This window comes from uncultured Bradyrhizobium sp., from assembly GCF_936928535.1.
Classification (GTDB): Bacteria; Pseudomonadota; Alphaproteobacteria; order Rhizobiales; family Xanthobacteraceae; genus Bradyrhizobium.
Window position 1 is genome coordinate 14,146 of record NZ_CAKZHY010000036.1, and the last position, 20,330, is coordinate 34,475.

20 protein-coding genes are annotated in these 20,330 nt (G+C 63.4%); 9 read left to right on the plus strand and 11 right to left on the minus strand.

All coding sequences use genetic code 11. The features are described from left to right. Window positions 1-191 precede the first annotated feature (191 nt). Window positions 192-671, plus strand: coding sequence for an Lrp/AsnC family transcriptional regulator (locus tag Q0687_RS04525; protein ID WP_298872785.1), 480 nt, complete (start codon window positions 192-194; stop codon window positions 669-671). Between the two features lie 10 nt (window positions 672-681). Here the strand turns inward: Q0687_RS04525 and Q0687_RS04530 are convergent, their stop codons facing one another. The 4 genes from Q0687_RS04530 to Q0687_RS04545 form a co-directional block, all read right to left on the minus strand. Next, the gene (locus tag Q0687_RS04530; RefSeq protein WP_298872888.1) at window positions 682-1,071 is read right to left on the minus strand and encodes a DoxX family protein; all 390 of its coding nucleotides are present in this window, start codon (window positions 1,069-1,071) and stop codon (window positions 682-684) included. A 173-nt stretch (window positions 1,072-1,244) separates the two neighbouring features. Beyond that, entirely contained in the window at window positions 1,245-1,718 is a 474-nt protein-coding gene (greA, locus tag Q0687_RS04535) for a transcription elongation factor GreA (protein WP_018318257.1), read from the minus strand. Window positions 1,719-1,942: 224 nt separating this feature from the next. Further along, window positions 1,943-5,407 carry a carbamoyl-phosphate synthase large subunit gene (gene carB / locus Q0687_RS04540; RefSeq protein ID WP_298872803.1) on the minus strand — a complete coding sequence of 1,155 codons (3,465 nt, stop codon included), beginning with the start codon at window positions 5,405-5,407 and terminating at the stop codon, window positions 1,943-1,945. A 142-nt stretch (window positions 5,408-5,549) separates the two neighbouring features. Then, window positions 5,550-6,719, minus strand: a complete 1,170-nt coding sequence (locus Q0687_RS04545) for an MFS transporter (RefSeq protein ID WP_298872806.1) — start codon at window positions 6,717-6,719, stop codon at window positions 5,550-5,552. Between the two features lie 112 nt (window positions 6,720-6,831). On the opposite strand from Q0687_RS04545, the gene Q0687_RS04550 reads away from it, so the two are divergent. Continuing rightward, window positions 6,832-7,203 (plus strand): helix-turn-helix transcriptional regulator, encoded by a 372-nt coding sequence (locus Q0687_RS04550; RefSeq protein WP_298872809.1) that lies wholly within the window; start codon window positions 6,832-6,834, stop codon window positions 7,201-7,203. A 244-nt stretch (window positions 7,204-7,447) separates the two neighbouring features. On the opposite strand, the gene Q0687_RS04555 is transcribed toward Q0687_RS04550, so the two are convergent. Then, window positions 7,448-8,149: a class I SAM-dependent methyltransferase gene (locus Q0687_RS04555; protein WP_298872812.1), complete on the minus strand. Its 702-nt coding sequence runs from the start codon at window positions 8,147-8,149 to the stop codon at window positions 7,448-7,450. Window positions 8,150-8,254: 105 nt separating this feature from the next. On the opposite strand from Q0687_RS04555, the gene Q0687_RS04560 reads away from it, so the two are divergent. Next, the gene (locus Q0687_RS04560) at window positions 8,255-8,779 is read left to right on the plus strand and encodes a DNA starvation/stationary phase protection protein (protein ID WP_092029610.1); all 525 of its coding nucleotides are present in this window, start codon (window positions 8,255-8,257) and stop codon (window positions 8,777-8,779) included. A 172-nt stretch (window positions 8,780-8,951) separates the two neighbouring features. Here Q0687_RS04560 and Q0687_RS04565 read toward each other — a convergent pair whose 3' ends face one another. Both Q0687_RS04565 and carA read right to left on the minus strand, forming a co-directional pair. Beyond that, window positions 8,952-9,476, minus strand: coding sequence for a hypothetical protein (locus Q0687_RS04565; RefSeq protein ID WP_298872821.1), 525 nt, complete (start codon window positions 9,474-9,476; stop codon window positions 8,952-8,954). Window positions 9,477-9,588: 112 nt separating this feature from the next. Further along, window positions 9,589-10,779, minus strand: a complete 1,191-nt coding sequence (gene carA / locus Q0687_RS04570) for a glutamine-hydrolyzing carbamoyl-phosphate synthase small subunit (RefSeq protein WP_298872823.1) — start codon at window positions 10,777-10,779, stop codon at window positions 9,589-9,591. A gap of 229 nt (window positions 10,780-11,008) precedes the next feature. Between carA and Q0687_RS04575 the strand changes: the two genes are divergently transcribed. The 5 genes from Q0687_RS04575 (at window position 11,009) to Q0687_RS04595 (ending at window position 15,379) form a co-directional block, all read left to right on the plus strand. Beyond that, entirely contained in the window at window positions 11,009-11,464 is a 456-nt protein-coding gene (locus tag Q0687_RS04575; RefSeq protein WP_280708972.1) for a GatB/YqeY domain-containing protein, read from the plus strand. Window positions 11,465-11,595: 131 nt separating this feature from the next. Next, window positions 11,596-12,732 (plus strand): epoxide hydrolase family protein, encoded by a 1,137-nt coding sequence (locus Q0687_RS04580; RefSeq protein ID WP_298872836.1) that lies wholly within the window; start codon window positions 11,596-11,598, stop codon window positions 12,730-12,732. Window positions 12,733-12,735: 3 nt separating this feature from the next. Next, complete coding sequence (locus Q0687_RS04585; protein ID WP_298872838.1) at window positions 12,736-14,346, plus strand: acyl-CoA synthetase; 1,611 nt, start codon at window positions 12,736-12,738, stop codon at window positions 14,344-14,346. A 9-nt stretch (window positions 14,347-14,355) separates the two neighbouring features. Beyond that, a complete protein-coding gene (locus tag Q0687_RS04590) occupies window positions 14,356-14,823 on the plus strand; it encodes a MarR family transcriptional regulator (protein ID WP_298872841.1) in 468 nt (155 codons plus the stop codon). A gap of 115 nt (window positions 14,824-14,938) precedes the next feature. Continuing rightward, window positions 14,939-15,379, plus strand: a complete 441-nt coding sequence (locus Q0687_RS04595) for a hypothetical protein (RefSeq protein WP_298872844.1) — start codon at window positions 14,939-14,941, stop codon at window positions 15,377-15,379. Here the strand turns inward: Q0687_RS04595 and Q0687_RS04600 are convergent. Continuing rightward, window positions 15,376-17,604: an ATP-binding protein gene (locus Q0687_RS04600; RefSeq protein WP_298872847.1), complete on the minus strand. Its 2,229-nt coding sequence runs from the start codon at window positions 17,602-17,604 to the stop codon at window positions 15,376-15,378. The two genes, Q0687_RS04595 and Q0687_RS04600, sit on opposite strands and share 4 nt — an antisense overlap. 244 nt (window positions 17,605-17,848) lie before the next feature. On the opposite strand from Q0687_RS04600, the gene Q0687_RS04605 reads away from it, so the two are divergent. Then, entirely contained in the window at window positions 17,849-18,622 is a 774-nt protein-coding gene (locus Q0687_RS04605; protein WP_298872850.1) for a DUF2189 domain-containing protein, read from the plus strand. Between the two features lie 246 nt (window positions 18,623-18,868). On the opposite strand, the gene Q0687_RS04610 is transcribed toward Q0687_RS04605, so the two are convergent. The 3 genes from Q0687_RS04610 to Q0687_RS04620 are packed head-to-tail and all read right to left on the minus strand — an operon-like array spanning window position 18,869 to window position 20,155. Then, window positions 18,869-19,381 carry an SRPBCC family protein gene (locus tag Q0687_RS04610; protein ID WP_298872854.1) on the minus strand — a complete coding sequence of 171 codons (513 nt, stop codon included), beginning with the start codon at window positions 19,379-19,381 and terminating at the stop codon, window positions 18,869-18,871. Next, entirely contained in the window at window positions 19,378-19,848 is a 471-nt protein-coding gene (locus tag Q0687_RS04615) for an SRPBCC family protein (RefSeq protein WP_298872857.1), read from the minus strand. The genes Q0687_RS04610 and Q0687_RS04615 overlap by 4 nt, the downstream gene beginning before the upstream one ends. Then, a complete protein-coding gene (locus Q0687_RS04620; protein ID WP_298872860.1) occupies window positions 19,841-20,155 on the minus strand; it encodes a metalloregulator ArsR/SmtB family transcription factor in 315 nt (104 codons plus the stop codon). The genes Q0687_RS04615 and Q0687_RS04620 overlap by 8 nt, the downstream gene beginning before the upstream one ends. Window positions 20,156-20,330: the final 175 nt, after the last annotated feature.

A 20,330-nucleotide genomic window follows, 5' to 3' on the forward strand; every position in this document is an offset into this window, starting at 1 on the left:
ATATCAGAGCTAATCTAAGCGTTCTGATGAGCTATGCAAGAATTGCATTCCCTGTCGGCGGATTTTTCCAACAGGGAACAAAAGTCGATTGCGCTGCACGCGCAATAAAATTGCTCATTTGACACGGACTGGGCTATGAGGATTGCGAAAGACCCACCCGATACCGCCGATAAGGCAGGAGTTCCAATCACGTGTCGCGGAACCTAGACGAGATCGACCTGAAGATTCTATCCGAAATCCAGACCGACGGTCGAATCACCAATGTCGAACTCGCCAAACGTGTCGGTATTTCACCTCCGCCCTGCCTGCGCCGGGTTCGGGCGCTGGAAGAGGAAGGCTATATCCACGGCTACCGTGGGCTGCTGGACGCGCGAAAGCTCGGTTTCGACGTCACGGTGTTCGCGGCCGTGCATCTCTCCAGCCAGGCGGAAGCGGATTTGCGCGCCTTCGAGGAGTTCGTCCGCGCCGAGCCGCTGGTGCGGGAATGCTGGATGCTGTCCGGCGAGGTGGACTTCATTCTCAAATGCGTCGCCCCGGACATGGCGACGTTCCAGGACTTTGTGACGCATCTGACTGCGGCGCCGCACGTGCGCAACGTGCGCACGTCGCTTGTGCTGCACAATTCGAAATACGAGGCGGCGGTGCCGCTCGATGTGAAGGGACGGCGGTAGAAGCGAAGGCTTACCGCCGCAACCCATCCGCGCTGATCGGGCCGCCTCCGGCGACCGCGAGGAAGAGGCAGGCGAAGCACAGCACGATCGCCAGCGCGCCGTCGTTGACGACGGGAAAGAAGCTGTGCGGCATGTGCTCGATGAAATAGGCAAATGCCATCTCACCGGACAGGATGAAGGCCGCCAGGCGCGTGAAAAGGCCGATCATCAGGAGGCCGCCGAGCACGAATTCGAACATGCCGGCAATGCCCCAGAGCGACAACGGCGTGACGTCGGCAAACATCTCCACCGGCGGAAATTTGAACAGCTTGGCTACGCCATAGTGAAAGAACAGCAGCCCGGTGATGAAGCGGAAGAGGCTGAGCAGATAAGGTTGGCTTCGCGCAGCGATGCGATCGATGTCCATCATGTCCTCCCGTGCTCGAACGGCGGCGCCGAGCATGGCGGAGGACGGTGCGGTTCACAATCGCGCCCTGGACACATTCCGAAACAGAAAAGCCGCGCAGGGGGCGCGGCTTCTCAGGCAGTCTTGTTTTCAGGCAGTCTTGTTTCAGGCAGTTTCGGCGGCGTGGGTTACCGCCACTCCACCTTGGTGATCTCATAGGCCTTGGCGCCGCCGGGGGCGTTGACCTCGACGGTCGAGCCCTTTTTCTTGCCGATCAGCGCGCGCGCCAGCGGCGAGGTGATGGAGATGCGGCCCTTCTTGGCGTCGGCCTCGACCTCGCCGACGATCTGCCACACCGTCTTCTTCTCGGTGTCCTCGTCGACCAGCGTCACGGTGGCGCCGAACTTGATGGTGTCGCCGGAGAGCTTGGAAATGTCGATGATGTCGGCGCGCGCGAGCTTGTCCTCGAGCTCGGCGATGCGGCCTTCATTATGGGACTGCTCTTCCTTCGCGGCATGGTATTCCGCGTTTTCGGACAGGTCGCCGTGGGAGCGCGCTTCCGCAATATGCTCGATGATGCGCGGACGGTCCTCGGACTGGCGCTTCTTCAATTCTTCCCCGAGCGCGGCAAAGCCGCTCGCAGTCATCGGAACCTTTTCCATCTCTTCTCTCGTCTTCCGGTCGCGCGCCCGCCAAAAACGGAGGGCGCGGCAACCTTGATTCGTCAGTGCTTTCCGGACCCGAACACACGGCCACCGGAACGTTAAGTGGGCTGGCGCCGGAACAAAACAACCACATGGCCGGACAGTTCCTCCGGCCATTGTGGCTTGATTGCCAATCACTTAGCGCAAGGCTTAACCCTCAGGGCCGTGCCTTCCGCGCGCGATCAGGTTTCCGAAAAGTAGCTCTGCAGGGTCCGAACCTCAAGGTCCCCGCCCAGATAGGCGCGGATGCCCTGCGCGGCCGCCACGGCCCCGGAAAGAGTGGTGTAATACGGCACTTTATGCAAGAGGGCCGCGCGCCGCAGCGATCGGCTGTCGGCAAGCGCCTGCGGGCCTTCAGTGGTGTTGAGAACGAGCTGGACGTCGCCATTGGTGATGGCGTCGACGATATGCGGCCGTCCCTCCAGCACCTTGTTCACCTTCTCCGCCGGGATGCCCTGATCGGTCAGGAAGCGCGCCGTACCTGACGTCGCGAGTACCTTGAAGCCAAGCGAATGCAGCTGGCGCACGGCTTCGGCGATACGAACCTTGTCACTTTCGCGCACCGAAACGAACACCGTGCCTTTGCGCGGCACCCGCGTGCCGCCGCCGAGCTGGCTCTTGGCGAACGCCACCGCGAAGGAGCTGTCGATGCCCATGACCTCGCCGGTCGAGCGCATCTCCGGACCCAGCACCGTGTCGACGCCGGGGAAACGGGCGAACGGAAACACCGATTCCTTCACGCCCACATGCTTGAACTCCGCCTTCTTCAGCTTGAAGTCGGCGAGCTTCTCACCGGCCATGATGCGCGCGGCAATCTTGGCGACCGGCGTGCCGATCACCTTGGCGACGAACGGCACCGTGCGCGAGGCGCGCGGATTGACTTCGAGCACGTAGATCTCGCCGTCCTTGATCGCGTATTGCACGTTCATCAGGCCGACCACATCGAGGCCGAGCGCGAGCTCGCGGGTCTGCCGCTCCAGCTCCGCGATCATCTCGGGCTCGAGCGAGTGCGGCGGCAGCGAGCAGGCGCTGTCGCCGGAATGGATGCCGGCTTCCTCGATGTGCTCCATGATGCCGACGATGAAAGTGTCCTTGCCGTCGCTGAGGCAGTCGACGTCGATCTCGGTGGCGTCCGACAGGTACCGATCGAACAGCAGCGGGTTCTTGCCGAGGACGGTGTTGATCTGCCCGGTCTTGTCGTTCGGATAACGCGCCTTGACGTCGGCCGGCACCAGCTCCGGCAGCGTGCCGAGCAGATAGTCGCTGAGCTGGTTCTCCTCGCGGATGATCTGCATCGCGCGGCCGCCGAGCACGTAGGACGGGCGCACCACCAGCGGCAGGCCGAGATCGGTGGCGACGAGGCGAGCCTGCTCGACCGAATAGGCGATGCCGTTCTTCGGCTGCTTCAGGCGGAGCTTGTCGAGCACGCGCTTGAAGCGGTCGCGGTCCTCGGCAAGGTCGATGGCGTCGGGCGAGGTGCCGAGGATCGGCACGTCGGCGGCTTCCAGCGCACGCGCGAGCTTCAGCGGGGTCTGGCCGCCGAACTGCACGATCACGCCGTGCAGCGTGCCGTTGCTGCGCTCCTTGGCGATGATCTCCAGCACGTCCTCGGCGGTGAGCGGCTCGAAATAGAGCCGGTCGGCGGTGTCATAGTCGGTCGACACCGTTTCCGGATTGCAGTTGACCATGATGGATTCGTAGCCGGCATCATGTAGCGCGAAGCAGGCGTGGCAGCAGCAATAATCGAACTCGATGCCCTGACCGATACGGTTCGGGCCGCCGCCGAGGATGATGACCTTCTTCTTGTCCGACGGCGTGCTCTCGTCGGCTGTACTGCCCGCGAAAGGCGACTCGTAGGTCGAGTACATATAGGCCGTGGGGGACGCGAATTCGGCCGCACAGGTGTCGATGCGCTTGTAGACCGGACGAACCCCCAGCGCATGACGCTTGGCGGTGATTTCGGCCTCGGTGGTCTGGGCGAGCACCGCAAGGCGCGCGTCCGAGAAGCCCATGGCCTTGAGCGTGCGCATGCCGAAGGCGTTGCCGGGCAGGCCGTGCTTCCTGACCTTCTCCTCCATGTCGACGATGCCGCGCATCTCGCCGAGGAACCACGGGTCGATCTTGCAGGAGTTGAAGATGTCCTCGTTCGACCAGCCGAGCCGCATGGCCTGCGCCACCTGCAGCAGACGGTTTGGCGTCGGCGTGCCGAGCGCGGCGCGGATCGCGTTCTTGTCGTCGTCCTGGCCGAGGCCCTCGATCTCGATCTCGTCGAGCCCGGTCAGCCCGGTCTCGAGCCCGCGCAGCGCCTTTTGCAGGCTCTCCTGGAAGGTGCGGCCGATCGCCATGACCTCGCCGACCGACTTCATCGAGGTCGTCAGCGTGGAGGAGGCACCGGGGAATTTTTCGAAGGCGAAACGCGGGATCTTGGTCACCACGTAGTCGATGGTCGGCTCGAACGAGGCCGGCGTCGCACCGCCGGTGATGTCGTTGGCGATCTCATCGAGCGTGTAGCCGACGGCGAGCTTGGCTGCGACCTTGGCGATCGGGAAGCCCGTCGCCTTCGAGGCCAGTGCGGACGAGCGCGACACGCGCGGGTTCATCTCGATCACGACCATGCGACCGTCTTCCGGATTGACGCCGAACTGCACGTTGGAGCCGCCGGTCTCGACGCCGATCTCGCGCAGCACCGCCAGCGAGGCGTCGCGCATGATCTGGTATTCCTTGTCCGTCAGCGTCAGCGCCGGCGCCACCGTGATGGAATCGCCGGTGTGCACGCCCATCGGATCGAAATTCTCGATCGAGCAGACGATGATGCAATTGTCGTTCTTGTCGCGCACCACCTCCATCTCGAATTCCTTCCAGCCGAGGACGGATTCCTCGATCAGGACTTCGTTGGTGGGAGACGCATCAAGACCGCGCTCGATGATGTCGAGGAACTCTTCCTTGTTGTAGGCGATGCCGCCGCCGGTGCCGCCCATGGTGAAGGAGGGGCGGATGATCGCGGGCAGGCCGATCTCGGACAGCGCCATCATGGCCTGGCCGAAAGCGTATTCCTGGTAGCGCTTGCGGCGATCGCTCTCACCGAGCGTCCACTGCCGGTCGAGCTCTTCGAGCGCAGCGCCCGACAGCTTCGCGCGTTCGGCCTGGTGCTTGTCGCGGAACGACTTCTTCAGCTCGGAGGCGTTGGCGAGGCGCGACCGCGGCGTCTCAAGCCCGATCTTGGTCATGGCCTCGCGGAAGAGCTGGCGATCCTCGGCCTTGTCGATCGCATCGGCGGTGGCGCCGATCATCTCGACGTCGAACTTTTCGAGCGTGCCCTGCCGGCGCAGCGACAGCGCGCAGTTCAGCGCGGTCTGGCCGCCCATGGTCGGCAGCAGCGCGAAGCCGCCGGGAATGACGTGTCGTTCCTTCTCGATGATCTTGGCGACGATCTCGGGCGTGATCGGCTCGATATAGGTCGCGTCGGCCAATTCCGGGTCCGTCATGATCGTGGCCGGATTGGAATTGACGAGGACGATGCGATAGCCCTCTTCCTTCAGCGTCTTCACCGCTTGCGTGCCCGAATAGTCGAACTCGCAGGCCTGGCCGATCACGATGGGACCGGCGCCGATGATCAGGATGGTGGTGATGTCTGTACGTTTGGGCATCAACTCTCGCCGAAGTCGGATTTGGGCACAAAAAAAGGGCGCGCTGCTGCGCGTCCCTTTGGCCGAGAGCGCGGTGGTCTCCCTCGCGCGCGGGTGGGTCTTAAACCAGTTTTCGGGGCGGCGAAACCCCGAAAAACGCCCATCAACCGGCAATTTTGACGGGTTTTGGCCGCGCCTGCCAGCCGCGGGCGAGATGCACCACAAGCGAGGCTGCAACGCTCGATCCGCCGATCCAGCCGAGGTCATCAGGGGAGAGGGCGGCCAGCACGGCGCCGCCCAGCGCCCCGCCGATGGCAAAGCCGAGATACATCGCCGATGCGTTCAGCGAGAGCGCGATCATCGAGGACTGCGGCTCGACCTTGATGATGCTGGCGACCTGGGCCGGGTAGAATGCCCAGCCCGACAGGCCCCAGAGGAAGATCGCGCCCAGCACCGCATAATGCGCCTGACCGGGCAGGAGCTTCAGCACCAGCGAATGCAGCATCAGCGCGCTCGCCATGCCGGCGAGCCCAAGTGCGGCGGTTGCCATCGTTCCAAGCCGGTCAGCCAGGATGCCGCCGAGCATGTTCCCGACCGCAGCAGCGCCTCCGAACACCAGCAGGGCAAGGCTGATTTGCGAGGCATCGAAGCCGAGGCCGCGCAGCGGGACCGCGAAATAGGTGAAGACGGTGAAACCGCCGAGCGCCCACAAAATCGTGATGGCAAGCGCAATCACGACATTGCTGTGACGCGCCACAGCCAGCCGTTCGCTGAGCGAAGCGGTGTTCCGCGGGAGGCCGCGGGGCAGGCCGAGCAACAGGCCGGCAAGCGCGACAGCGCTGATAATGGCGACCATGGCAAACGTGGCGCGCCAGCCGAGCAGGCTGCCGACGAGGTTGCCCAGGGGAACGCCGATGACGGTCGCAACCGTGAGGCCCGAGGTGACCAGCGCGACCGCGCGGCCGCGTCGTTCCGGCGAGGCGACGGCCACGGACACCGCCAGCGCTGTCGGCATGCACAGTCCGGAACCCAGTGCCATCAGCATCCGCGAGGCGAGCAGCAGGGCGTAGCTGGAGGCCACCATCGCCGCGAGGTTTCCGGCGATGAAGGTCAACAGCGCCAGCGCCAGCACGGTGCGGCGGTCGATGTTGTTCAAGGTTACGGCCAGGATCGGTGACCCCACGGCGTAGGTCACGGCGTAGGCGGTGACCAACTGGCCGGCGGCCGAGACCGAAATCGAGAGGTCGCCTGCGATCGCTGGCAGAAGCCCTGCAATAACAAAACCTTCTGTGCCGATCGCAAAGGCCCCGAGGGCCAGCCAGAACACGCTCATCGTTCAATTCCTATGTTCAATGTTTATTGAACTATCGAATCAGAGGATTCGGAAGTCAATTAGTTCAAGAACTATTGAACATTGTGATCGCGTTGCTATGATTCCACCTATCATGAGCCGCACGCCTCCCCACCCCACCCGCGAGCAGATCGAGTTGCCGCTGGTTCTGGATTGTCTGAGCGATCCGATCCGATTGGCGATCGTTTATCAGCTCGCCCAGCAGGAACGTGTCAGCAGCGAACTGTGCTGCGGCGATTTCAACGGCCTCTCCGGCAAGTCGAACCTCACCTATCACTTCGCGAAGCTGCGCGATTGCGGGCTGATGCAGACCCGCGTGGCCGGCACCAACCGCTTCATGCGGCTGCGCCGCGAGGATCTGGAGGCGCGGTTTCCGGGGCTTCTCGATGCCGTGCTCAAGTCTGCGGCGAAGGACGCCGACAGGCTTCAGCTGATAACGGGGTGTGAGGTGGTGAAGGCGGAGTGAGGTCTGAGCGGACAGTCCGTCGAAGCGTGCCCGTCTTCGCCCTTCGGGCTTCGCCGAGGCAGCCTTCGCTACGACAGGGCTTGCCGGGCCGAAGCTGGCGATGCCAGCGAAGGCTGGAGACCCGGCCTGGATTTGAACCAGGATGAAGAGCGATGCACCGCTCTCGCGTAGACGCTTCCGCCACCGGGCCACCGCGATCATTGCCCATCGAGGTGCGACAAGCCACCTCAGGTGGTGGTTATGCTTAACGCGCCAGCGGCGGCCGGGCGATGAAGGTCATGCGCCAGCGGTTGTGGCCGATATTGGTGCTGGCGCGCTGGCTGGCGAACCCGGCCGCCTTCAGCTTGGCCGTGATCTCGTCCTCGCTGTAGCGCTGCAATCCGATGCGCGAGCGCAAATGGCGGTAATCCGACAGCGCGGTGCTGACAAGCCCGATCAGCGCATCTTTCAGGAAGCCGTGACGCAGTCCGAAGGACAGCAGCGCCGTCACGTCCCTTGCCATGCCGACATGCGGCTGAAGGATATCGCCGAGCACCAGCTTGCCTGATGGCTTCAGGATGCGCCTGACGTTGAGGAGCGCGGCATCGAGCTCCTCGGATGTCATGTATTGCGCGACCGAGTTCATCACGACGAGATCGACGGACTGGTCCTGCATCTTGCGGACATCGTCGAGCGAGCGGACGCGGATCCTGGTGTCGGGCGCAAACCGTGCGATCAGCCGACCGCGCACGCCGGGGGCGGGCTCGGCCAGAATCAGCTGTCCGCAGGCTGACGCCACCTGGCTCGCCGAGAGCGCCTCGCCGCAGGCATAGTCAAGCACCGTCGCATCGGGCGAGGTGATGTAGCCGATGATGTCCCGCGCGATGATCTGGAAGTGCAAATCGCGGTGCAACTTGCTGACATAGATCGTGTGCGTCGAGTCGTAATAATCGATCCAATCGTCCATGGTATTTCCGTTCGGCGGTTCCTGCCCTGGAACCGCGCTGCCCGCCTTGCGTTAGGGGTGCGACGGCGCGCCGTCAATGTCCGCGTCCTAACAGGAAGGTTTATCGTGAGCAAAGCCCCCAGCAAGGTCTCGCCCGATCTCGACACACCCACGGATCTGTCGCCCCAGGCGACCAAAAAGGTTTCCGAGGCGCTCAACGTGCTTCTGGCCGACGCATTCGCGCTGTACCTGAAGACCAAGAACTTCCACTGGCACATCAGCGGCCGGCACTTCCGCGATTACCATCTGCTGCTCGACGAGCAGTCCGACCAGATCTTCGCCACCACCGACCAGCTCGCCGAGCGTGTCCGCAAGATCGGCGGCACCACGCTGAAGTCGATCGGCCAGGTCGCAAAGCTGCAGACCATCAAGGACAACAACGAGGATTATGTACCGCCGCGCGAGATGCTGCGCGAGCTGATGCAGGACAACAAGCATGTCGCCGCCGCCATGCGCAAGGCGCATGAGGTCTGCGACGATGCCGGCGACGTCGCCAGCGCCAGCATTTTGGAGAACTTCATCGACGAGACCGAGCGCCGGACCTGGTTCCTGTTCGAGGCGACGCGGCAAGAAGGCGGCAACGAAGCTTAGCTGATCCGCGAAATCTATCCACAACGTCGTCCCGGCGCAGGCCGGGACCCATAGCCACCGAGCGCGATTTGGCGAAGACAGGTCATGGCCATCTCGCGCCATAACCTCGTCTGCGGAGTTTGGGTCCCGGCCTGCGCCGGGACGACGGCGGAGATAGTCGCGCGACCGATGCCTAACTCCGCCACAACCGCATCAACGCACCATGCTTGCCGGTCACTGGATCCGCCGGGGGCCGTGCGACGTTCGGAATCGTCTTCAACGCCTTGGCATGGCTCTCCGGCGTCGGCCGTGTAACCTGCATCTTCGATCCCGGCGGATAAGCACCGATCACGCAGAAATCATCGTTCGCCTTGATGCACTGATGTCCAGTGCCGGCCGGCAAAATCGCGACGTCGCCGGCCTTGATCTCCAGCTCCTGGCCGTGATCGCCGCCGAAGCGAACGCGGGCATGGCCGCGGGCCACACCTAACACCTCGTGCACGGTCGCGTGGTAATGCAGGTAATCGTAGACGCCGTTACGCCACGTGCCGCCCCATCCGTTGGTCTCGAACAAATTTTCGATGGTCCGTTCGGGCTGCTTTGGATCGAGCGTCACCGCGCCCTGGTAAACCAGAAAGGGCAGAACGTTGTTCGGCACGAGCCCGTCATCCTCGAACACGATGGCGAGCGGCTCGGCATAATCGCGGACGATGGACATGGCAGGGCTCCTGCGCGGACGTAGCAGGGTTCAACTGACGCCGTAAGACGACGTTCCCTTGCGAAAAAGCCCGGGGCGAGCCCGGGTTTTTCTGAATGCACGCGATAGCGGCTTACGCGCTCTTCTTCTGCCGCATCAGATCGGCAAAGCGCTGGAACAGATAGTGCGAGTCGCGCGGACCCGGTGAGGCCTCGGGGTGATACTGCACCGAGAACACCGGCTTGCCGTCGAGCTGGATGCCGCAATTGGAGCCGTCGAACAGCGAGATGTGAGTCTGCGTGGCGCCATCAGGCAGCGTCTTTTCGTCCACGGCAAAACCGTGGTTCATCGAGGTGATCTCGACCTTGCCGGTGGTCTCGTCCTTGACCGGATGATTGGCGCCGTGATGGCCCTGATGCATCTTCTTCGTCTTGGCGCCGACGGCGAGGCCGAGCATCTGGTGACCGAGGCAAATGCCGAAGGTCGGTGTGCCCGACTTGATGACGTCCCGGATCACGGGCACGGCGTATTTGCCTGTTGCGGCCGGATCGCCCGGGCCGTTCGACAGGAACACGCCGTCCGGCTTCATCGCCAGAATGTCTTCAGATGACGTCGTTGCCGGCACCACCGTCACCTTGCAGCCGACGCCGGCGAGCAGGCGCAGGATGTTGCGCTTGATGCCGTAGTCGATCGCGACGACGTTGAATTCAGGCTTGTCCTGCTTGCCAAAGCCCTTGTCCCACAGCCAGGGCGTCTCGTCCCAGGTGAAGCGCTGGCCTGATGTGACCATCGGCACGAGGTCCATGCCTTCGAGGCCCGGCCATTCGCGCGCTTCTTCCTTCAACCCATGCAGGTCGAACTCGCCGTTCCTGGCGTGCGCGATCACGGCGTTGGGCATGCCCTTCGAACGGATCAGCGCGGTCAGCGCGCGGGTGTCGATGCCGGAGAGGCCGATGATGCCGCGGGCTTTCAGCCAGGCATCGAGATGCTTGGTGGCGCGGTAGTTCGAGGGATCGGTGATGGCGGTGCGCAGGATGACGCCGCGCGCGCCCGGCGTCGCGGCCATGTTCACCGTCTCGATGTCTTCCTCGTTGGTACCGACATTGCCGATATGCGGGAAGGTGAAGGTGATGAGCTGGCCGGCATAGGAGGGATCGGTGAGGATCTCCTCATAGCCGGTCATCGCGGTGTTGAAGCAGACTTCGCCAACGGCGTGGCCTTCGGCGCCGAGACCAAAGCCTTCGAGCACCGTGCCATCGGCGAGCACGAGGAGCGCGGTCGGTTTATGGTCCGGCCAGGCGGGATCGTTTTCATGTTGTGTCATGAGCCCGCTTCTTAAGCCCCCCACGGGCGCCCGTCAAAGCAGGAAACGCCGGATTCACATGCGTTTTTGCATATTTGACAGGTCTCTTCAGGGACTTAGGGTGCGTCCTGAAATTTTGCGCCGTTTTGGCCGTCAGGCGGGAAACAATGAACCCCCGGTGACAGGTCCGCTATGGCCTCTTTCCAGCGAACGGCTTAGATCAGGGCTACAGATTGAGAGGATGACGATCATGCTGCGCGACGACATCAACAATGCGGTCAAGGAGGCCATGAAGGCCAAGGACGAGCGCAAGCTCTCCACGCTGCGCATGGTCAATTCCACCATCAAGAACGCCGATATCGATGCCCGCGGCCAGGGCAAGCCGCCGCTCTCGGACGCCGACCTGCTCGGCGTCTTCCAAAAGATGATCAAGCAGCGGCAGGAGTCGGTGGAGCTTTACGACAAGGGTGGACGCGCCGAGCTCGCCGCGCAGGAGCGGGAAGAGATCGCGGTGATCTCCGCGTATCTTCCGAAGCAGATGTCCGACGATGAAGTGAAGAAGGCGATCGCGGGCGCCATCGCCGAGACCGGCGCTGCCGGCATGAAGGACATGGGCAAGGTCATCGCGGTGCTGCGGGCGAAATACGCGGGCCAGATGGATTTCGGTAAGGCCTCGGGTCTCGTGAAGGCCGCGCTGTCGGGCTAGCTCGTCATTCCGGGACGACCCGTCAGCGTCGGGCCCGGAATCCATCAGGCCGCCGACTCCGTTGCGAAATGGATTCCGGGCTCGCGCTGCGCGCGCCCCGGAATGACAAAAAGAACAAGGGGAGGCCGCCGATGACAGCCATCAAGCCGTTCCGCATCGCCATCAGCGACGAGATCCTCGCCGACCTCAAATCGCGCCTCGCCCGCACGCGTTGGCCGGAGGCGGAGCTTGTCGACGACTGGAGCCAGGGCGCGCCGCTGAAATGGATCCAGGAGATATGCGCTTACTGGGCCAGCGGCTATGACTGGCGTGCGCGTGAGGCCAAGCTCAATCGCTTCGAGCAGTTCACCACCGAGATCGACGGGCTGGATATTCACTTCATTCACGCGCGTTCGAAAGAAGCCAACGCGCTGCCGCTGATCGTCACCCACGGCTGGCCCGGCTCGATCGTGGAATTCCAGAAGGTGATTGCGCCGCTCACCGATCCCGCCGCGCATGGCGGCAATCCCGCGGATGCGTTTCACGTGATCTGCCCCTCGCTGCCGGGCTTTGGCTTCTCCGCAAAACCCAAGACCACCGGTTGGGGCGTCGACCGCATCGCCGCGACCTGGGCCAAGTTGATGGACCGGCTCGGCTATATCAGTTACGGCGCGCAAGGCGGCGACTGGGGCTCGGCGGTGACGACCTCGCTCGGCGCGCAGGACCCCACACATTGCGCCGGCATCCACATCACGCTCGCCTTCAATTCAGCGCCGAAGGTCGAGGGCGAGCCGACGCCGGAAGAGAAGCGCGCGCTCGCAGGCCTCAAGCATTATGTCGATCTCGACTCCGGCTACTCAAAACAGCAATCGACGCGGCCTCAGACGCTCGGCTATGGGCTGACGGATTCGCCAAGCGGGCAAGCGGCCTGGATCCTGGAAAAATTCTGGGCCTGGACCGATTGCAACGGTCATCCCGAGAATATCTTTGACAAGGACGAGCTGCTCGACAACGTCATGCTCTACTGGGCGACCGAGACGGCGACGTCATCGGCTCGGCTTTATTGGGAGAGCTTTGGCAAGCGCCGCACGACGCCTGTCGTGACGGTGCCGACCGGCGTGGCGGTGTTTCCCAAGGAGATCATCACGCCGGTACGGCGCTGGATGGAGCCGAACTTTCCGGACATCACGCATTGGAGCGAGATGGAGAAGGGCGGGCACTTTGCGGCTTTCGAGCAGCCGGAGCTGTTCGTGCGCGATGTCCGCAAGTTCTTCGCGACGGTGCGCTGAGCCATGCTTACTGAAGCCAAAACCTACGACGAGCTCTATCGGAACTTCCGCTGGGACATCCCTGAGCGCTTCAACATCGCGGAAGCGTGCTGCGATCGCCATGCCGACGGCACCGGCCGGCTGGCGCTTGTTTACGTCGACGAGAACGGCGCGACCACACGCACCTCCTTCGACGAAGTTGCGGACGCGTCGCGCCGCTTCGCCAATGTGCTGAAGGCGGATGGTCTTGTGCGCGGCGACCGCGTCGCGGTGTTCCTGTCGCAATCGCTGGAATTGCCGATCGCGCACATGGCGGCGTTCCGTTCCGGCATGATTTCGATTCCCCTGTTCGCCCTGTTCGGCGAGGACGCGCTGGAATTCCGACTGTCGAATTCGCAGGCCAAGGCTGTTGTCACCGACGAGACCGGCTGGGAGAAGCTTGCCAAGATCCGCGATCGGCTGCCGGACCTGAAGAACGTGTATGTCGTCGGCGAGCGAGCGCCTGATGGCACGAAATCGATCTGGGATGCGGTGAAGAGCGCATCGCCTGATTTCACACGGGTCGACACCTCGGCCGACGATCCCGCGCTGATCATCTACACCTCAGGCACCACGGGCAACCCCAAGGGTGCGCTGCACGCCCATCGCGTCGTGCTCGGCCATCTCCCCAATGTCGAGATGTGCCACAATTTTCTGCCGCGTCCCGGTGATCTGATGTGGACGCCGGCGGACTGGGCCTGGATCGGCGGGCTCGTCAACGGCCTGTTCGCGTTCTGGTATCACGGCATTCCGCTGGTCGGACATCGCGCGCGAAAATTCGAGCCGCAGGCGGCGATGCAGATGATGGCGGATCTCCACGTCCGCAACGTCTTCCTGCCGCCGACCGCGCTGAAGCTGATGCGGCAGGCGGGCGTCAAACATTCCGGCGTGAAGCTGCGCAGCATCTTTACCGGTGGTGAATCGCTAGGGGGCGAATTGCTCGGCTGGGTGCGCGAGACCTTCGGCATCGACGCACACGAGGTGTTCGGCCAGACCGAATGCAATCTCGTGATCGGCAGCAATTCGAACTTGTTTCCGATCCGGCCGGGATCGATGGGCAAGGCGACGCCTGGGTTCGACGTCCGCATCGTCAACGACGAGGGCGAGGAGCTGCCGCGCGGCCAGCGCGGCATCATCGGTGTGCGCCAGCCGTGCCCCGTGACCATGCTCGAATACTGGCGCAACCCCGAGGCGACGGCGAAGAAATATGCCGGCGCGTTCCTGCTGACCGGCGATCTCGGCGTGCAGGATGAGGACGGCTATTTCTGGTACGTCAGCCGCGAGGACGACGTCATCACCACGGCAGGCTACCGCGTCGGACCGTCCGAGATCGAGCATACGTTGATGAAGCATCCATCGGTGGCGATGGCCGCCGTGGTCGGCATTCCCGATCCGATCCGCACCGAATCGATCAAGGCCTGGATCGTGCTGCGCCCGGGCTTTGCGGCAGGCGATGCGCTCGCGCGCGAGATCCAGGAGTTTGTAAAGGTGCAGCTCGCGGCCCACGAATATCCGCGTTACGTGGAGTTCGCCGAAACGCTGCCCATGACGGCCACGGGAAAGGTGCTGCGGCGCGAGCTGCGGGCGAGAGGTTAGTTTCCGACAATGGCAAAGACGTCTCAAGCCGCGGGGCTTCACCGCGCCTCATTGGCCAAGCTGCACGACCTCGATGCCGCGCTGGAGCTGATGTATTACGGCTGGCGTGGCATGACGCTGGAAGCCGACGACTATCTCACAAGCCAAGGTCTGTCGCGCTCGCATCACCGCATCCTCTACGTGGTGGCGCGTCAGCCCGATATCGCCATCGGCGCGTTGATCGAGGTCCTCGGCATTTCCAAGCAGGCCCTCAATCGGCCGCTCAACCTCCTGCTGGAGCGCAAGCTGCTCACGTCGCGGCGCTCGCCCGAGCAGCATCGCTCCAAGTTGTTGCGCCTGACGGCTGCGGGGCAGCGGATCGAGCAAACGGCATCGGAGCACGAGCGCAAGGTCATGCGCGAAGCGTTCGATCGGGTCGGCGCGCGAGGCGCGGCGGCCTGGATGGCCGTCATGGAGGCGATCGCCGACAACAACTGATCTGCTCTCAAGTCAATATGATTGACATGAAGGGCGGGCTTTGCCACTTTCCCGGCGGCATTTCGACGATGCGGGCCTCAGGGTGCGCAGCGAAGCCTTTTTGCGGAAAATGATCATGCACTTTTCGGATTTCGTCCTGCTGCTCAACGCGCTCTGGTTCGGCGGCGCCTTCATCCAGTTCAGCATCGCACAAACCAACACGTTGAAGATCCTCCTGCCGCGCGAGGAGCGGAACAACCCGATCGCGCCGACGCTGGCCGCCAGCGTGGCGTTCCTGGGCGGGATGAATCTGCCGATCGGGCTGTTGTCGTTCTATCTTCTGGTGGCACGGCCGGCGTTCTTCCAACCGATCGACGCGCAGCTTGCTCTGTTCCTGTTTTTTTCTGCCTGCCACTTCAGCCAGTTCGTCTACAACATCCCCGTGCTGATGCGCGGTGGGCGCGTTGGCGTGGCCTACTGGCCGGTGCTGAAAGGCCCGATGCTCCGGATCTTCGTGATCGACGCGGCATTGTTCGCAGCCAATCTCGGCATGGCGCTGCTGCTCGTATCTCGCTAGCGCGGTGGCGCCGCCAGCGCGGACCGCAGCATTGCGGCGAGATCCTGCCGCTTGAACGGTTTTGTCAGAATGCGGGCGTCGACCCCGTCCGGCGCCTTGACCGGATTCTGGCTGTAGCCGGACGTGAACAGCACTTTGAGGCCAGGGCGCAAGGCGGTCGCTTGCCGCGCAAGCTCCGGCCCGAACAGCCCGCCGGGCATGACGACGTCGGTGAACAGCAAATGGATGTCCCCGGGCTGGTGCAAAACCTCCAGCGCCGCGGGTCCGCTCGACCTCGCGATCACGCGGTAGCCGAGCGTCCTGAGCTCGCTCTCGACATAGGCCCGCACCATGTCGTCGTCCTCGACCAGGAGAATGGTCTCGCTTGCCCTGGCTGGGACGATCGGTTCTGCCGGAACCGGCTCCTGATTCGGCGCCGTAGCGATGCGCGGGAAGAACAGCCTGACGACGCTGCCTTGCCCCGGCTCGGACTGCAGCTGCACGAGTCCGCCGGACTGTTGCGCAAACCCGTAGACCATGCTCAGGCCGAGACCTGTGCCCTTGCCGACCTCCTTGGTGGTGAAGAACGGCTCGAACGCGCGGCTCGCGACGTCATCTGCCATGCCGCAGCCGGTGTCGGTCACGGCCACCATGACGTAGTCGCCAGGCCGCGGGTCGCCGTTGACGTCGAGATCGGAGTGACCGAGCGAAATATTGCGCACCTCGACCGTCAGTCTGCCGCCGTCAGGCATCGCGTCGCGCGCGTTGAGCACGAGGTTGAGCAGGGCGGTTGCGAGCTGGCCCGGATCGACGCTGGCCGACCACAAATCGGCTCCGAAAGCGAAGCTGCATTCGATGTGTTCGCCGAGCGACCGGCGCAGCAACTGCTCCATGCCGACGACCTTCTCGGCGATGTCGATCTCGCGTGGCCTCAAGGGTTGCTTGCGCGCGAAGGCGAGCAGGCTCCGCGTCAGGTCGGAACCGCGCTCGGCCGCGGTCGCGATATCGCTCGCGATACGGTGCAATTCCTTATTGTCCGCCAGCCTGTCGGCGAGATGCTCGGAGTTGCCGAGGATGACGGTCAAGAGATTGTTGAAATCATGCGCCACGCCGCCAGTGAGCTGGCCCATCGCCTCCATCTTCTGGGACTGGCTGAGCTTGTGGCTGAGGTCGGCGATGGCGTCGCGCTGCTGCTCGAGCGACTCGGCGGTGCCGTTGAGCAGCATCATCAGTCCGCCGAGCTCTCCGCGCGGATGCGGCAGCGGAATGCGTGCGCTGAGCTCGCCGAGCCCCAGTCGCTTCGCCATCGCGGCGAGCCGGCCGACCTGGCGCCCGACGCTGACGGTCGCGAGGATCCAGACACCGGCCAGCAGCAGCAGCGAGGCCACGGCAAGGATCGCCAGATCCTCGTAGAGCCGGCGGTTGGCGGCCGCGACCAGTCCGTCTTTGGAGCGTCCGACCATGATATAAAGGCCGGCCTTGCGGATCGTCGGCGAATGGGCGACGGCCCAGACCTGCGCGCGGCCGTCACGATTGGTGATCTCGCGAGATGGTTCGCGATCGGGCGATGCCGCAAAGCGGAACAGATCAGAGCCCGCGATCGACGCGCCGACGGAATCGCTCCAGCCGCCGCCCCTGGGAGCGACCAGCACCGTACCCTTGCTGTCGACGAACAGGATGTCCTTTTCAGCGAGCAAGCGCCTGTCGTGAAACTCCGCGAACTTGTTCAGGTTGAACGAGGCGAGCAGGACGAATTTCAACGCGCCGGCGTCGGAGCGCGCCGGATAGGCAATCTGGAGGACCGATTGTCCGGTCAGTCGGCCGAACACCGGCTCCACCGCGACGGCCCCTTGCGAGACCTTTGCCTGCTTGAAATAGGCACGATCATTCAGATCGAGCGAGCGGTTGGTTCGGAGCGAGTCGCAGAACAGGCTGCCGTTGGGATCTATCGTCAAGATTCCCGTGAACTGCGGATACTCCTCGCGCACATCGGACAGAAACGCGGAACACGCCGCCTTGTCACTTGTATCGAGATCGCGGGCGCGGGCAAGGCCATAGTCGAGCTGGGCGGTGCCCTGGATCTTCTCGTCGAGATCACTCGCAATGTCGTCGGCCGAAGCAACGAGATTGGCGAGGGCCGCGTTGATCTCGCTGGTGCGGTTCTGCACGAAGCGCAAGCCGACGAGACTCGCCGGCACCAGCATGGCCGCGATGACGAGGATCAGTAACCGGGTACGCAGGCTCATCGATCCGCCGATCCGCTGTAGGCGCATATGCGTTTGGAGGTACAATTTTGCGGTAAGTTCGTCTGGTCAGTCCATAGGCATCGGTACGAAATATCGTACCGAAGACCAACGATTTTGCCACAGGTGCACTGCGGTGCCGCCGGCAAGCTCCCATCGTCCACCATGACATTGCGCCCGCGCGCAGCGGCGCTAATATCGCGATCTGCGCGCGACAAAAGATCGCGCCGATGCGCGGAGGGAGTTGATGTCCATCTCGGGCAAGGTCGATCCGGTGGTGCGCCCTGTCGCGGCGACCGGCATCGCCGAGTCGCTGGTCGAAGGCCTGCGCGATTTCCAGGCGCTGCCGATTTACGGGCTCTGCTTCGGCGCGCTCTACGCCGCCGGCGGCATCACCATCATGCTCTGCCTCACCGCCTTCGGCATGGTCTATCTCATTTATCCGCTGGCGGCAGGTTTTGCGTTGATCGGGCCTTTCGTCGCGATCGGTCTCTACGAGGTGAGCCGCCGCCGCGAACGCGGCGAGACCGTTTCGTTCGGCGCGATCTGGTCGGCGATCCGCTCGCGCAGCGAAATCGGCTGGATGGCCTTCGTCACGCTGTTCGTGTTCGTGATCTGGATGTACCAGGTGCGGCTGTTGATCGCATTGTTGCTCGGCCTGAACGCCTCGTTCTCGAGCCTGCAGGAATTCATGACGGTGGTGCTGACGACCAATGAGGGCTTGCTGTTCCTTGCGATCGGCAATGCGGTTGGCGCGGCATTGTCGTTGATTCTGTTTTCACTGACCGTGGTGTCGTTTCCGCTGCTGCTCGATCGCGAGGTCGATTTCGTCACGGCGATGGTGACGAGCGTGCGCGCGGTGGTGACGAGCCCGCTGCCGATGATCGGCTGGGCCGCTGTCATCGTGATGCTGCTGATCGTGTCGGCGCTGCCGTATTTCCTTGGCCTCGTGGTGACGCTGCCGGTGCTCGGGCATGCGACCTGGCATCTCTATCGACGGCTGGTGGTGCCGGTGCCGTAGCCCCAGCGTCGTCCCGGCGAAGGCCGGGACCCATAGCCACCGAATGAAGAGTGACGAAGGCAGGTTATGATCAACTCGCGCCAAATTGCTGCCGCGGCGTATGGGTCCCGGCCTTCGCCGGGACGACGATAGTGCCGTAGGGTGGGCAAAGCGAAGCGTGCCCACGCACTTTTCGCGACCGAAAGAGGTGGTGGGCACGGCGCAAACGCGCCTTTGCCCACCCTACGATACCGAGCTCGCGTCAACCTACGGCGTCTTGATCCCCATCGCCTTCAGCGCATCCAGCATCCGTTGTGGCGGGCCGAGCTTGACGACGAGTGGCTTGCCTGTCTCGAGCAGGCTCTTCAGGCTGGAGAGGATCGCGGGCCAGCCTGATCGGCCGCCGGAGAGGATGTCGTCGCTGAGGTCGCGGTCATGGCCTTCGCTCATGGTGAGTCTGACCGCATCGCCGACCTGCTCGATGTCGTAGGTCACGAGGGTCGGCCCCAGCTTTTCGATCAGCTCGGGCCAGTCGACGTTGAACGTCACCGCAAGCTTGCGCGGCGGATCGTAGGCAAGCACCTCGCCGCTGATATGCAGGGCGCCGTCGGGTGTCCGCACGATGAAAGCGCCGCCGAGCCGTGGCTCGACCTCGACCGCGTTGCCGAAGAAATATTGCTTGCTGAATTCGGCCGAGGTCAGCGCCTCCCAGACTTTCTGCGGTGTGGAGGCGATGTAGATGCTGTAGACCGTCAGTGGCTTGAACTGATCGAGGTTCATTTCGCATCGAATCCCTTGTTGAGGGCCGCGCGCGGGATGCCGAGCAGCTTGCCGGTCTCCAGCAGGCTCTTGAGCTGCGACAGGATCGCCGGCCAGCCGTTCGAGACGGCGCCGAGATATTTGCCGCCCTCGATGAAGCCGTCATGCAGCACGGTCAAACGTACGAGGGCGCCGAACGGCTCGATGGTGAAGACGACGCGCGAGATCGGTTCGCCGCGCAGTTCCTCGTATTTCAGATGCTTGAAGCTGTAGGACAGCCGCCGCGGCGGATCCGCTTCGAGGATTTCGCCTGCATCGGTGACCTCGCCATCGAGCGTCAACGCGAACGGCGAGCCGACCTTCCAGTCGGAGCGGACCTCGGCGCCGAACCAGTATTGCCTGGTGAACTCGCTCGACGTCAGCGCCTGCCACAGCTTCTCGGGCGTGGTCTCGATGTAGGTGACATAGACGAATTGCGGTTTACTCATCACGCTTCTCCAGCTGGCGTTTCAACTCGCCGAGCGCGGCGAGCTTGCCGCGCTCGAATTTTTTGATCCAGCGCTCGCCGATCTGATGGATCGGCACCGGGTTGAGATAGTGCAGCTTCTCCCGGCCACGCTTGATGGTCGTGACCAGGTTGGCCTCTTCCAGGATGACCAGGTGTTTTGTCACGGCCTGGCGCGTCATCGCGAGGCCCTCGCAAAGCTCGTTCAATGTCTGGCCGTTCCTGGCGTGAAGCCGGTCCAGCAGCGACCGTCGCGAGTTATCGGCGAGCGCTTTGAAGACTTCATCCATGGCGGCGATAATAGGCAACTAAATGGTTGCATGTCAAGCGTGACGTCATTCCGGGGCGCGCGAAGCGCGAACTACGGCGCGCAATTGCGCGCCTGAGAATCTCGAGATTCCGGATAACCGCTGCGCGGTTTCCGGAATGACGGGCTGCAAAATCGTGTTTTGGTCGGACGCCGGC

What these genes read in the sequence shown, in the direction of transcription:
- Q0687_RS04565 (WP_298872821.1), bottom strand. Translation starts at nt 9,476, where the DNA reads ATGTCCATCGTCCGCGATTATGCCGAGCCGCTCGCCATCGTGTTCGAG.
- Q0687_RS04600 (WP_298872847.1), bottom strand. Translation starts at nt 17,604, where the DNA reads ATGAGCCTGCGTACCCGGTTACTGATCCTCGTCATCGCGGCCATGCTG.
- Q0687_RS04615 (WP_298872857.1), bottom strand. Translation starts at nt 19,848, where the DNA reads ATGAGTAAACCGCAATTCGTCTATGTCACCTACATCGAGACCACGCCC.
- Q0687_RS04610 (WP_298872854.1), bottom strand. Translation starts at nt 19,381, where the DNA reads ATGAACCTCGATCAGTTCAAGCCACTGACGGTCTACAGCATCTACATC.
- Q0687_RS04585 (WP_298872838.1), top strand. Translation starts at nt 12,736, where the DNA reads ATGCTTACTGAAGCCAAAACCTACGACGAGCTCTATCGGAACTTCCGC.
- Q0687_RS04605 (WP_298872850.1), top strand. Translation starts at nt 17,849, where the DNA reads ATGTCCATCTCGGGCAAGGTCGATCCGGTGGTGCGCCCTGTCGCGGCG.
- greA (WP_018318257.1), bottom strand. Translation starts at nt 1,718, where the DNA reads ATGGAAAAGGTTCCGATGACTGCGAGCGGCTTTGCCGCGCTCGGGGAA.
- carB (WP_298872803.1), bottom strand. Translation starts at nt 5,407, where the DNA reads ATGCCCAAACGTACAGACATCACCACCATCCTGATCATCGGCGCCGGT.
- Q0687_RS04620 (WP_298872860.1), bottom strand. Translation starts at nt 20,155, where the DNA reads ATGGATGAAGTCTTCAAAGCGCTCGCCGATAACTCGCGACGGTCGCTG.
- Q0687_RS04575 (WP_280708972.1), top strand. Translation starts at nt 11,009, where the DNA reads ATGCTGCGCGACGACATCAACAATGCGGTCAAGGAGGCCATGAAGGCC.
- Q0687_RS04590 (WP_298872841.1), top strand. Translation starts at nt 14,356, where the DNA reads ATGGCAAAGACGTCTCAAGCCGCGGGGCTTCACCGCGCCTCATTGGCC.
- Q0687_RS04595 (WP_298872844.1), top strand. Translation starts at nt 14,939, where the DNA reads ATGCACTTTTCGGATTTCGTCCTGCTGCTCAACGCGCTCTGGTTCGGC.
- Q0687_RS04550 (WP_298872809.1), top strand. Translation starts at nt 6,832, where the DNA reads ATGAGCCGCACGCCTCCCCACCCCACCCGCGAGCAGATCGAGTTGCCG.
- Q0687_RS04555 (WP_298872812.1), bottom strand. Translation starts at nt 8,149, where the DNA reads ATGGACGATTGGATCGATTATTACGACTCGACGCACACGATCTATGTC.
- carA (WP_298872823.1), bottom strand. Translation starts at nt 10,779, where the DNA reads ATGACACAACATGAAAACGATCCCGCCTGGCCGGACCATAAACCGACC.
- Q0687_RS04545 (WP_298872806.1), bottom strand. Translation starts at nt 6,719, where the DNA reads ATGAGCGTGTTCTGGCTGGCCCTCGGGGCCTTTGCGATCGGCACAGAA.
- Q0687_RS04580 (WP_298872836.1), top strand. Translation starts at nt 11,596, where the DNA reads ATGACAGCCATCAAGCCGTTCCGCATCGCCATCAGCGACGAGATCCTC.